Here is an 11,573-nt window from a genome sequence, read left to right as displayed (position 1 = left end):
ACCTACCATATTAGCGGCCATCACTAACCAGCCTAATGCACCGAAGAAACCGAAAATTTGAAGTAGTTTGTTTTTGGCTAACTTCAAAGCGAAGAAGCCCAGAGCAATGTACGCTAACACGCAAGTGATCTTGTTGGTTAACCAAGGCGCTGCGTCAGTAAATGGAATGAAGCCAGTGACGAAGATCAGAGCGATACCAGATACGAGTAGCGCAGTATCAACAATATGCGGGAACACTTTCAAAAAACGGTTGTTACGTTTTGGCGAGTTCATCATCATTAACACAAAGCGAATCGACAACAATGTCGCACTAAGTGCAATGGTCACGAGGTGAATATGTTTTAGAGCTACGTACATTTTTCTTCTCTTAGTTTAAATTTGCTGACTTTCTCGTTATTGTTCTGCGGCAAAACAACCAAGGGTCACCCGGTCATTGCCAGCGTAATCTTGTTCAGTAACGACTTGTTGATAGCCAAAGCTACCCATGATGTCCCTCACCGCTTGCCCCTGATCGTAGCCGTGCTCGAAAACAAGCCAACCACCCTCTTCAAGGTACTGACGAGCAGCATCAGAGATATGACGAATATCCGCCAACCCGCCTTCATCAGCCACAAGTGCAGATTTGGGTTCAAAACGCACATCACCTTGAGCTAAATGCGGATCTTTCTCATCGATGTACGGGGGATTAGAAACAATAAGAGCAAACTTTGTTCCCGGAGCAACAGGTTCGAACCAACTTCCCTGAGCGAACGTCACATTTTTGATATTGAGTTGCTCAGCATTGTACTCGGCTAACTCTTTCGCTTCTTGCTTAAGATCGACACCCATCACCTGACGATTTGGCATCTCAGAAGCCAAAGCTAAAGCGATAGCACCCGTCCCAGTACCCAAATCTAGGATAGAACCACTCTGCTCAAAAGTTTTATCTAAGGCGACTTCCACCAAGCGCTCGGTATCCGGTCTTGGAATCAAAGTAGAAGGGGAAACTTTCAGTGGCAAAGACCAGAACTCACGCTCACCAATAATATAAGCAACAGGTTCACCCGCTAAACGTCTCTCAAGCAAAGCATCAAACTGCACTTGTTGTTCAGCTTCTAGGATTCGTTCAGGCCAGGTAAGTAGATAACTTCTTGGTTTGCCAAGGACATGACAAAGCAGGACTGCCGCATCGAGAGAAGGCGACTCTTTGCCGCCCTCTGTCAGTTTTGCTGTGGCACTTTTCAGTGCTTGCTCAATAGATTGAACTTGAGTCATCGATTAAGCGTTCTCAGCTAGCGCCGCTAGTTGGTCTGCTTGGTGCTCTTGAACAACAGGGTCGATCAAGCTTTGTAGGTCACCTTCCATCACTTCATTCAAACGGTAAACCGTCAGGTTGATGCGATGGTCTGAAACGCGGCCTTGAGGGTAGTTGTAAGTGCGAATACGGTCACTACGGTCACCAGAACCTAGCAAGTTACGACGAGTATCTGACACTTCAGCCGCGCGCTTCGCTTCTTCAGCCTGAATAATACGTGCAGCAAGAACGGCCATCGCTTTCGCTTTGTTTTTGTGCTGTGAACGCTCGTCCTGGCACTCTACCACGGTACCCGTTGGTAAGTGGGTAATACGGATTGCAGAATCTGTAGTGTTAACGTGCTGACCACCCGCGCCAGATGCACGGAAAGTATCGATTTTAAGGTCTGCCGCTTTAATCTCTGGGATTTCAGCTTCAGGAATTTCAGCCATAACTGCAACGGTACAAGCAGAAGTATGCACTCGGCCTTGAGATTCAGTTGCTGGAACACGCTGTACACGGTGGCCGCCTGACTCAAATTTCAATACACCGTAAGCACCATCGCCGCTTACTTTGGCAATCATCTCTTTGTAACCGCCGTGCTCAGCTTCATTTGAAGACATCACTTCAATGCGCCAGCCTTTTTTCTCCGCGTACTTGCTGTACATACGGAACAGGTCACCCGCAAAGATACCCGCTTCATCACCGCCAGCACCGGCACGGATTTCTAGGAAACAGTTACGATCGTCGTTTGGATCTTTTGGCAGAAGAAGAATTTGCAGTTCATCAGCAAGGCGCTCGATAGTAGCTTTCGCTTCTTTGATCTCTTCTTGCGCCATTTCACGCATTTCTTCGTCGTCTTCGTTAGCCATCTCTTCAGCGGCGATAAGATCATCTTGCGCTTGTTGATAAGCCTGGAAGCACTTAGTTACTTCTTCTAGCTGAGAGTACTCTTTGGATAGAGCACGGAATTTATCCTGATCTCCAATTACGTCAGGATCACCAAGAAGATGTTGAACTTCTTCGTAACGTTCTACTAGCGTTTCTAGCTTAGTCAGAATAGAGGCTTTCATAGTGTCGTTTTCTTAATAAAAAGCGTGAGTTATAGATCATCCAAACCGAGTGTTTGGCGGATAATCGTTAATTTTGCTGGTTCGCCTTGCTCCGCTGCACTCTGAAGTGCTCGAGTTGGGGCGTGAATCAGTTTATTGGTGAGTTTATTACTGAGCTCGCGCAGAACTTTTTCCGGGTCTGTGCCAGCCGCCAATGATTGCAGGCTTTTGCTCAATAAATCTTCACGTATATTGTTTGCTGACTCGCGATAATCGCGAATACTGTCGACCGCTTGTAGTGAACGCAACCACGTCATAAACGCAGCACTTTCCTCACTCACAATCGCTTCTGCCTGAATGGCTTCTACTTTTCTCTGCTCAATATTGCTGTCAATAATCGACTGCAGGTCATCAACAGAGTACAGGTAAGCGTCGTTAAGCTCACCAACTTGAGGCTCTACGTCGCGCGGTACCGCAATATCAACCAGTAAGATAGGTTGATGACGACGTTTTTTCAGCGCCGTTTCGACCATACCTTTACCAATAATAGGCAACGGGCTTGCCGTAGAACTAATAACAATATCGGCTCTGGCAAGGTGATCAGGAATTTCGTTTAAGCTGATCACCTCTGCTCCAAATTCATCTGCAAGGCCTTGCGCGCGCTCTTTGGTGCGGTTAGCCACAATCATTTTAGAGCAGCCGTTAGAGGCTAAGTGCTTGGCAACCAATTCAATGGTTTCTCCCGCGCCAACTAAAAGCACCGTAGAGTCAGACAGTGATTCAAAAATATGTTTCGCCAGTGTACATGCCGCATAGGCCACCGACACGGCATTGCCGCCAATATCCGTCTCTGTACGCACACGTTTCGCAACAGAAAAGGTTTTTTGGAAAAGCTTATCAATCGACGCATCAACCGTTTGGTGTTCACGCGAGTCGGAAAAAGATTGCTTCACCTGTCCTAAAATCTGCGGCTCGCCCAATACCAGAGAATCGAGACCGCATGAGACGCGCATTAAGTGCTTGATAGCAGATTGCTCTTCGTGCACATACAAACTCGGCATCAGCTCTTCCCGGCTCACGTCATGAAACTCGACCAGCCAATCGATTAACTTGTTACGTGCCCCTTGCTTTACGTCGCAATACAACTCGGTTCGGTTACAGGTTGAAATAATAACACTGCCGTTTACCGCTTCGTGCTTTCTAAGTTGCTCGAGGGCCGGGCCGAGTTTATCCGGTCCAAACGCCACCTTCTCGCGCAAGTCGACAGACGCTGTATTGTGATTAATTCCAATAGCAAGCAAGGACATCTAACGTGGTATCTCTGAGATCGATTATGAAATAGGTTCAGAATTTTACTGTAAGCACGCATTTATTGAAAGGGCAAGCCGGATTTGTTTTCCTAACTGCGACTTTTCAATGCTATAGTTGTGAGCGAATACCGATGAAACTGATTAATAAGCCATCAAACATGACCTTACGCTCCTTTATAATATTTGTCTTGTCGAGTCTGATACTCGCTGGCTGTAGCTCTGTTCCGGAAAGTATCACCAGCGTGGAATGGCAAACTCACGAAAAAAAACTTGAAGCGATTCATGATTTTCAAGTAACTGGCAAACTTGGCTATATTGGGCCAGACCAAAGACAAAATCTTAATTTCTTCTGGAAACATTCAACGGCACTCAGTCAACTGCGTTTGACGACGATTCTTGGTCAAACCGCATTAAACTTAACCATCACTCCAGATGGTGCTACGGTAGAGACTTACGATGACCAGGTGCTTTCTGCGCGTCATGCCAACCAACTAATATTCCAATTGACCGGATTAATGATGCCGGTAGAGCATATGCCTGACTGGCTACTCGGTTTACCAACCGACGCAGACACGTTCAAACTCTCCTCAACCAATACACTGCAAGCCTTGAATAAGCAGATTGGCTTAAACGACTGGAACATCGATTACCAACGCTACAGCGATGTAAAATGGCATGAGCAAGCACTGCCGCTACCAAACCGATTAAAGCTGACTACGTCGGACGTTAAAATAAACCTCCTGATCACCAAATGGAACATCACCCAATGATCGACATTTCAACCCGCTGGCCTTCACCGGCGAAATTGAATCTCTTTCTTTACATCAATGGCCGCACTGAAAACGGTTATCACGAACTCCAAACGCTTTTCCAATTCGTGGATCATGGTGACGAACTCACCATTCAAGCCAATAAAACAGGAAACATCACCCTAACTCCGGAAATTGAAGGTGTTCCTCTTCAAGATAATTTGATTTGGAAGGCCGCGACTGCGCTGCAAGAATACGCACAGTGTCATTTAGGTGCGCACATTGATCTTAAAAAAGTTTTGCCGATGGGCGGTGGGATTGGTGGAGGGTCATCGAACGCCGCGACAACTCTGGTGGCACTTAACTACCTTTGGCAACTGAATCTCAGTGATGATGAACTTGCTCAAATTGGCTTGAAACTTGGCGCTGACGTGCCAGTATTTGTACGTGGGTTTGCTGCCTTTGCTGAAGGTGTCGGAGAAAAACTTTCTCCGGCTTATCCGGAAGAAAAGTGGTACCTCGTCGTAAGACCTAACGTCTCGATCGCGACCGTTGACGTATTTCGTCACCCAGATTTAACACGAAACACCGCAAAACGAGATCTAGCCACACTTTTGGACACACCAAACGTAAACGATTGCGAAAAAATTGTCCGAATGCTCTATCCGGAGGTTGATAAGCAACTTTCTTGGCTGCTACAATACGCGCCGTCAAGATTGACTGGGACAGGATCTTGCGTTTTTGCTGAATTTTCGAGCAAATCAGAAGCAGAAACTCTCCTTGCGCAACTCTCTGATGATGTCTCGGCATTTGTCGCTCAAGGGCGCAATATTTCGCCATTAAAAGAGACTCTGGCTGAATACCAATCAGCCACACACCGACCTAATTAAAACTGGACGCAAACCCGAGGTTTCCACCGTGCCTGATATGAAGCTATTTGCTGGTAATGCAACACCTGAACTAGCCCAACGTATTGCTGATCGTCTTTACATCTCTCTTGGTGATGCATCTGTTTCTCGCTTTTCTGATGGCGAAGTTGCAGTTCAAATCAATGAGAATGTTCGTGGTAGCGATGTTTTCATCATTCAATCCACTTGTGCACCGACTAACGACAACCTAATGGAATTGGTTGTTATGATTGATGCAATGCGCCGTGCTTCAGCAGGCCGTATCACTGCAGTTATCCCTTACTTTGGTTACGCTCGTCAAGACCGTCGTGTACGTTCTTCTCGTGTGCCAATTACTGCAAAAGTTGTTGCTGATTTCCTATCTAACGTTGGTGTTGACCGCGTTCTGACCATCGACCTACACGCAGAGCAGATTCAAGGCTTCTTCGATGTACCTGTAGACAACATCTTCGGTACTCCAGTACTACTAGAAGACATGCAAGCTCGTGGCCTGGAAAACCCTGTAGTGGTTTCTCCTGACCTTGGTGGTGTTGTCCGTGCTCGTGCAACGGCAAAAGCGCTAGGTGATATCGATATCGCTATCGTTGATAAGCGTCGTCCACGTGCAAACGTTTCTGAAGTGATGAACCTAATCGGTGATGTTGAAGGTCGCGACTGCGTGATCGTTGATGACATGATCGACACTGGCGGCACACTATGTAAAGCAGCAGAAGCGCTGAAAGAGCGCGGTGCTAAGCGTGTATTCGCTTACGCAACTCACGCTGTATTCTCAGGTAACGCGGCACAAAACATCGGCAACTCTGTACTAGACCAAGTGATCGTAACCGACTCAATCACTATGTCTAAAGAGATGGAAGCGACAGGTAAAGTAACTACACTAAGCCTATCTCGCATGCTGGCTGAAGCGATTCGTCGTATCAGCAACGAAGAGTCAATTTCTGCAATGTTCAACTAATTCGGACATTTCAGTTACACTGATTTTTTAAAACACCCCTTTTGGGGTGTTTTTTATTTGTGCGCAGGACACAGCCAATGGTGGCTCATTGAGGAAATGATCAATCTCAACCGAGTTCCCCCACCGTCAGTTTTCTGTGCTATCATACTGCGCTTTTTGAGATTCCAGAGAGATCCTAACCTTGAGTCAACCAATCAAACTTCTCGTTGGTCTTGCTAATCCGGGACCAGAATACGCCAAAACTCGCCATAATGCGGGCGCTTGGGTTGTAGAAGAATTAGCACGCGTTCACAACATTACGCTGAAGAACGAACCAAAGTTCTTCGGATTGACCGGACGTATCATGGTCAACGGACAGGATCTCCGTTTGCTTATCCCAACCACTTTCATGAATCTTTCGGGAAAATCCATCGCCGCGATGGCGAAGTTTTACCAAATAAAACCAGAAGAGATCATGGTTGCTCATGACGAGCTAGACTTACCGCCAGGTGTCGCTAAGTTTAAAAAAGGTGGCGGTCACGGTGGTCACAATGGCCTGCGTGACACAATAAGCAAATTAAGCAACAACAAAGATTTTTATCGTCTTCGTATCGGCATTGGCCATCCGGGACACAAAGATAAAGTGGCAGGTTTTGTACTAGGTAAAGCTCCAGCTAAAGAACAAGAGCTTTTGGACGCCGCGACCGATGAATCGGTACGTTGTCTAGACATTCTGATCAAGGATGGCCTATCAAAAGCACAAAATCGCCTCCACACGTTCAAAGCTGAATAAGGTTACTATCATGGGTTTTAAATGTGGCATCGTTGGTCTACCTAACGTTGGTAAATCAACTCTGTTTAACGCACTAACTAAAGCAGGCATCGAAGCAGCAAACTTCCCGTTCTGTACGATCGAACCAAACACTGGTGTAGTTCCTGTGCCAGATCTACGTCTAGATGCACTAGCAAAGATCGTTAACCCACAGAAAGTGCTGCCTACTACAATGGAATTCGTCGACATCGCAGGTCTGGTAGCGGGTGCATCACGTGGTGAAGGTCTAGGTAACAAATTCCTGGCAAACATCCGTGAAACTGACGCGATCGGCCACGTTGTACGTTGTTTCGAAAACGACAACATCGTTCACGTAGCAGGTAAAGTATCTCCAATTGAAGATATTGAAGTTATCAACCTTGAGCTAGCAATGGCTGACCTTGACTCTTGTGAGCGCGCGATCCAGCGTAACGCAAAGAAAGCAAAAGGTGGTGATAAAGACGCGAAATTCGAGCTAACTGTTCTTGAAAAGCTGCTTCCAGTGCTAACAGAAGGCGGTTCAGCGCGTACCGTTGAGCTTGCTAAAGAAGAGCTAGCTGCAATTGGCTACCTAAACTTCCTGACGCTAAAGCCAACCATGTACATCGCTAACGTGAACGAAGATGGTTTTGAAGACAACGCATACCTAGATGCTGTACGTGAATTTGCAGCAAAAGAAAACAACGTTGTTGTTCCTGTATGTGCGGCTATCGAGTCAGAAATGGCTGAGCTAGAAGATGACGAGCGTGAAGAGTTCCTGGCAGACCTAGGTATCGAAGAACCAGGTCTGAACCGCGTGATTCGTGCAGGTTACGAACTGCTAAACCTACAAACTTACTTTACCGCTGGCGTAAAAGAAGTTCGTGCATGGACAATCCCTGTAGGTGCAACCGCGCCAAAAGCAGCAGCGAAGATCCACACTGACTTTGAAAAAGGCTTCATTCGTGCGGAAGTTGTTGGTTACGACGACTTCATCGAATTCAACGGTGAAAGTGGTGCGAAAGACGCAGGTAAATGGCGTCTAGAAGGTAAAGAATACATCGTAAAAGACGGTGATGTTATTCACTTCCGCTTCAACGTTTAATTAAATGAATGAATTTTAAACACTTCATTTAGATAAAAAGCCAGCATGATTGCTGGCTTTTTTTATTCCTTCAACAAAAGACCTGAAGTTAACTACCTAGCTGCAAGCGATTTTTTTTCCAGTTTTAGATCATAAACACGCCTCTTTGTTTAAAAAGGAAGCGAACGAGGTTTTTTCCGAGATTTATTTAAAAAAACTGTTGACGGATCTTACTCAACTTCGCATAATGCGCGCCGTTCCCGACAACAAGGCAACGAAGTGTTGAGAACGAAAAATATGGTTTTGGCTACGTAGCTCAGCTGGTTAGAGCACATCACTCATAATGATGGGGTCACAGGTTCGAATCCCGTCGTAGCCACCATTCCTAAATACTCTTTGAAAGAGTGATTAGGAATAGATGCGGAAGTGGCGGAATTGGTAGACGCACCAGATTTAGGTTCTGGCGCCGCAAGGTGTGAGAGTTCAAGTCTCTCCTTCCGCACCATATTTTAAGTAGTTGTAAGACTACTGCCTGCAGGTCTATCGCCAAGCGGTAAGGCAGCGGCTTTTGATGCCGCCATTCCCTGGTTCGAATCCAGGTAGACCTGCCACTATTCAAAGTGGAGATTCCTTGATAAAGGGGTTGTCACTTAGAGCGCGAAGGTTTATATTGTCTCGCTCAAAAAGATGGCTACGTAGCTCAGCTGGTTAGAGCACATCACTCATAATGATGGGGTCACAGGTTCGAATCCCGTCGTAGCCACCATTCTTTCTTTTTGAAAGAACTATCTTTGTGATAAAGAAAAACAACTATTAGTTTTTACCAATTAACTGATGGTTTATAGAGTTCAAGACGCGGAAGTGGCGGAATTGGTAGACGCACCAGATTTAGGTTCTGGCGCCGCAAGGTGTGAGAGTTCAAGTCTCTCCTTCCGCACCATCTTGATTTAACTCTATTAAAGAATATATGCGGAAATGGCGGAATTGGTAGACGCACCAGATTTAGGTTCTGGCGCCGCAAGGTGTGAGAGTTCAAGTCTCTCTTTCCGCACCATATTTTAAGTAGTTGTAAAACTACTGCCTGCAGGTCTATCGCCAAGCGGTAAGGCAGCGGCTTTTGATGCCGCCATTCCCTGGTTCGAATCCAGGTAGACCTGCCACTATTTAAATTATTGAGTGTTCTCAGTAATTATGCGGAAGTGGCGGAATTGGTAGACGCACCAGATTTAGGTTCTGGCACCGTAAGGTGTGAGAGTTCAAGTCTCTCCTTCCGCACCATATTTTAAGTAGTGAAAACTACTGCCTGTAGGGCTATCGCCAAGCGGTAAGGCAGCGGCTTTTGATGCCGCCATTCCCTGGTTCGAATCCAGGTAGCCCTGCCATATACAACGACGTTGAGATTTTACCAATTATCTTGATGTCTATAGATTTAGTTGCGGAAGTGGCGGAATTGGTAGACGCACCAGATTTAGGTTCTGGCGCCGTAAGGTGTGAGAGTTCAAGTCTCTCCTTCCGCACCATATTTTAAGTAGTGAAAACTACTGCCTGTAGGGCTATCGCCAAGCGGTAAGGCAGCGGCTTTTGATGCCGCCATTCCCTGGTTCGAATCCAGGTAGCCCTGCCATACAAAACGATATTAAGATTTTACCAATCATCTTGATATCTATAGATCAAGATGCGGAAGTGGCGGAATTGGTAGACGCACCAGATTTAGGTTCTGGCGCCGCAAGGTGTGAGAGTTCAAGTCTCTCCTTCCGCACCATTCTTGATTAAACAATTTGAGTTGGCTACGTAGCTCAGCTGGTTAGAGCACATCACTCATAATGATGGGGTCACAGGTTCGAATCCCGTCGTAGCCACCATTTATAACGTTATTTAGGTTTTACCAATTACCTTTATAACTACAGAATAAGTTGCGGAAGTGGCGGAATTGGTAGACGCACCAGATTTAGGTTCTGGCGCCGCAAGGTGTGAGAGTTCAAGTCTCTCCTTCCGCACCATTTATTCATAATAAGTAGTTTTTGACTATTTATTTGTAGGGCTATCGCCAAGCGGTAAGGCAGCGGCTTTTGATGCCGCCATTCCCTGGTTCGAATCCAGGTAGCCCTGCCATTATTTTCCTTGAAATACAGGAATGATATTGAGATTTTACCAATTATCTGAATATCTAAAGATCAAGATGCGGAAGTGGCGGAATTGGTAGACGCACCAGATTTAGGTTCTGGCGCCGCAAGGTGTGAGAGTTCAAGTCTCTCCTTCCGCACCATTCTTGATTAAACAATTTGAGTTGGCTACGTAGCTCAGCTGGTTAGAGCACATCACTCATAATGATGGGGTCACAGGTTCGAATCCCGTCGTAGCCACCATTGATTAGATTGAAAGCCTAGGCTTACAGTCATGTAGATTTAAGATGCGGAAGTGGCGGAATTGGTAGACGCACCAGATTTAGGTTCTGGCGCCGCAAGGTGTGAGAGTTCAAGTCTCTCCTTCCGCACCATCTTAAACTCATCTACAATATCAAAATATGCGGAAGTGGCGGAATTGGTAGACGCACCAGATTTAGGTTCTGGCGCCGCAAGGTGTGAGAGTTCAAGTCTCTCCTTCCGCACCATTCTTTCTTTTTAGAAAGACATAGTCTCATGACTATACCTGTAGGGCTATCGCCAAGCGGTAAGGCAGCGGCTTTTGATGCCGCCATTCCCTGGTTCGAATCCAGGTAGCCCTGCCATACAAAATGATATTGAGATTTTACCAATTATCTTGATATCTACAGATTAAGTTGCGGAAGTGGCGGAATTGGTAGACGCACCAGATTTAGGTTCTGGCACCGCAAGGTGTGAGAGTTCAAGTCTCTCCTTCCGCACCATTATCGGAAAACCCAGCAAACTAATGCTGGGTTTTTTCTTTTTTCTGTTTCTGGACTCGATGAATCTCTGATTTGTCGAATTAAAAAAGCGAGCTCTTGGCTCGCTTTTTTTCTATCTTCTATTTATTTCTGATCACATACCCAACGCGTATTTCAACACTTGCGCTTTAATTGGCCCTGAATGTTCAGCCAACTTTAATGCCGCATTGCGTGCAAGCTTCAAAGGCCCTAAATCATTGCTAAAGCCTTTGTAGAAAAAGTCCATACCCGTTTGCATTAACAGATTATCAGGACGACGTGCTCGCTCATATTTGGCCAAAAGCGGCTCAGTGAGTTCTTCCTGACCTTGTGTAACCGACAGCAACACATCAACATCTTTAAAACCTAGGTTCACACCCTGCCCAGCTAACGGGTTAATGGTATGAGCGGAATCTCCGACGAGTACGCAGCCTCTATTCGAATATGACTGAGCATGACGGCGAGTTAAAGGGAACGAACCAAACTGCAGAACCTCTATATCCCCTAATTCTTTCGGGAAGTAACTTATAATTTCGTTTTTTAATTGTTGCTTGGTCATGGCACCAAGTTGCTTGATGCGTTTTGGCGA

The 11,573-nt window shown here is 46.1% G+C and carries 10 protein-coding genes and 21 tRNA genes; 26 read left to right on the top strand and 5 right to left on the bottom strand.

All coding sequences use genetic code 11. From position 1 onward, the window contains the following. From L9Q40_RS20565 to hemA, 4 genes are all read right to left on the bottom strand, one after another. Positions 1-357: SirB2 family protein (locus L9Q40_RS20565; RefSeq protein WP_498794447.1), on the bottom strand; the 357-nt coding region annotated here is incomplete at its 3' end. Positions 358-393: 36 nt separating this feature from the next. Beyond that, the gene (gene prmC / locus L9Q40_RS20560; RefSeq protein WP_498794446.1) at positions 394-1,254 is read right to left on the bottom strand and encodes a peptide chain release factor N(5)-glutamine methyltransferase; all 861 of its coding nucleotides are present in this window, start codon (positions 1,252-1,254) and stop codon (positions 394-396) included. 3 nt (positions 1,255-1,257) lie between these two features. Continuing rightward, on the bottom strand, positions 1,258-2,346 hold the full coding sequence (gene prfA, locus L9Q40_RS20555; RefSeq protein ID WP_014231066.1) for a peptide chain release factor 1: 1,089 nt from the start codon (positions 2,344-2,346) through the stop codon (positions 1,258-1,260). Positions 2,347-2,375: 29 nt separating this feature from the next. Beyond that, positions 2,376-3,632 (bottom strand): glutamyl-tRNA reductase, encoded by a 1,257-nt coding sequence (gene hemA, locus L9Q40_RS20550; RefSeq protein ID WP_020333322.1) that lies wholly within the window; start codon positions 3,630-3,632, stop codon positions 2,376-2,378. A gap of 134 nt (positions 3,633-3,766) precedes the next feature. Here hemA and lolB point away from each other — a divergent pair, with 134 nt between their 5' ends. From lolB to L9Q40_RS20420, 26 genes are all read left to right on the top strand, one after another. Then, positions 3,767-4,405 (top strand): lipoprotein insertase outer membrane protein LolB, encoded by a 639-nt coding sequence (gene lolB, locus L9Q40_RS20545; protein WP_081280994.1) that lies wholly within the window; start codon positions 3,767-3,769, stop codon positions 4,403-4,405. Continuing rightward, positions 4,402-5,274, top strand: coding sequence for a 4-(cytidine 5'-diphospho)-2-C-methyl-D-erythritol kinase (gene ispE / locus L9Q40_RS20540; protein ID WP_020333321.1), 873 nt, complete (start codon positions 4,402-4,404; stop codon positions 5,272-5,274). Before lolB ends, ispE begins: the two co-directional genes overlap by 4 nt. Positions 5,275-5,302: 28 nt before the next feature. Beyond that, entirely contained in the window at positions 5,303-6,247 is a 945-nt protein-coding gene (locus tag L9Q40_RS20535) for a ribose-phosphate pyrophosphokinase (RefSeq protein WP_014231062.1), read from the top strand. Between the two features lie 181 nt (positions 6,248-6,428). After that, positions 6,429-7,019 carry an aminoacyl-tRNA hydrolase gene (gene pth, locus L9Q40_RS20530; RefSeq protein WP_014231061.1) on the top strand — a complete coding sequence of 197 codons (591 nt, stop codon included), beginning with the start codon at positions 6,429-6,431 and terminating at the stop codon, positions 7,017-7,019. A gap of 10 nt (positions 7,020-7,029) precedes the next feature. Next, on the top strand, positions 7,030-8,121 hold the full coding sequence (gene ychF, locus L9Q40_RS20525; protein WP_014231060.1) for a redox-regulated ATPase YchF: 1,092 nt from the start codon (positions 7,030-7,032) through the stop codon (positions 8,119-8,121). Between the two features lie 284 nt (positions 8,122-8,405). Beyond that, a tRNA-Met gene (locus tag L9Q40_RS20520) sits at positions 8,406-8,482 on the top strand. 38 nt (positions 8,483-8,520) lie between these two features. Then, a tRNA-Leu gene (locus L9Q40_RS20515) sits at positions 8,521-8,605 on the top strand. A 31-nt stretch (positions 8,606-8,636) separates the two neighbouring features. Further along, positions 8,637-8,711, top strand: a tRNA-Gln gene (locus L9Q40_RS20510). Positions 8,712-8,789: 78 nt separating this feature from the next. Further along, positions 8,790-8,866: transfer RNA gene (locus L9Q40_RS20505), tRNA-Met, on the top strand. An 89-nt stretch (positions 8,867-8,955) separates the two neighbouring features. Continuing rightward, positions 8,956-9,040, top strand: a tRNA-Leu gene (locus tag L9Q40_RS20500). 29 nt (positions 9,041-9,069) lie between these two features. Continuing rightward, positions 9,070-9,154, top strand: a tRNA-Leu gene (locus L9Q40_RS20495). A gap of 31 nt (positions 9,155-9,185) precedes the next feature. Further along, a tRNA-Gln gene (locus L9Q40_RS20490) sits at positions 9,186-9,260 on the top strand. Between the two features lie 33 nt (positions 9,261-9,293). Then, a tRNA-Leu gene (locus tag L9Q40_RS20485) sits at positions 9,294-9,378 on the top strand. A gap of 29 nt (positions 9,379-9,407) precedes the next feature. Next, positions 9,408-9,482, top strand: a tRNA-Gln gene (locus L9Q40_RS20480). Positions 9,483-9,535: 53 nt separating this feature from the next. Beyond that, positions 9,536-9,620, top strand: a tRNA-Leu gene (locus L9Q40_RS20475). A 29-nt stretch (positions 9,621-9,649) separates the two neighbouring features. Then, a tRNA-Gln gene (locus tag L9Q40_RS20470) sits at positions 9,650-9,724 on the top strand. Positions 9,725-9,777: 53 nt separating this feature from the next. Next, positions 9,778-9,862, top strand: a tRNA-Leu gene (locus L9Q40_RS20465). Positions 9,863-9,885: 23 nt separating this feature from the next. Beyond that, positions 9,886-9,962 (top strand) — tRNA-Met (locus L9Q40_RS20460). A gap of 53 nt (positions 9,963-10,015) precedes the next feature. Further along, positions 10,016-10,100: transfer RNA gene (locus L9Q40_RS20455), tRNA-Leu, on the top strand. A gap of 37 nt (positions 10,101-10,137) precedes the next feature. Next, positions 10,138-10,212 (top strand) — tRNA-Gln (locus tag L9Q40_RS20450). Positions 10,213-10,281: 69 nt separating this feature from the next. Beyond that, positions 10,282-10,366, top strand: a tRNA-Leu gene (locus L9Q40_RS20445). A gap of 23 nt (positions 10,367-10,389) precedes the next feature. Beyond that, positions 10,390-10,466 (top strand) — tRNA-Met (locus L9Q40_RS20440). Between the two features lie 46 nt (positions 10,467-10,512). Continuing rightward, a tRNA-Leu gene (locus L9Q40_RS20435) sits at positions 10,513-10,597 on the top strand. Between the two features lie 29 nt (positions 10,598-10,626). Continuing rightward, positions 10,627-10,711, top strand: a tRNA-Leu gene (locus L9Q40_RS20430). 42 nt (positions 10,712-10,753) lie between these two features. After that, positions 10,754-10,828, top strand: a tRNA-Gln gene (locus L9Q40_RS20425). Between the two features lie 53 nt (positions 10,829-10,881). Continuing rightward, positions 10,882-10,966: transfer RNA gene (locus L9Q40_RS20420), tRNA-Leu, on the top strand. 133 nt (positions 10,967-11,099) lie between these two features. Here the strand turns inward: L9Q40_RS20420 and L9Q40_RS20415 are convergent. Then, positions 11,100-11,573: FAD-dependent monooxygenase (locus tag L9Q40_RS20415; protein ID WP_498794445.1), on the bottom strand; the 474-nt coding region annotated here is incomplete at its 5' end.

The sequence above is a fragment of the Allocatenococcus thiocycli genome (genome assembly GCF_921292965.1).
GTDB classification, from domain to species: domain Bacteria; phylum Pseudomonadota; class Gammaproteobacteria; order Enterobacterales; family Vibrionaceae; genus Vibrio; species Vibrio natriegens.
This window is presented reverse-complemented; position numbering and strand designations above follow the sequence as displayed.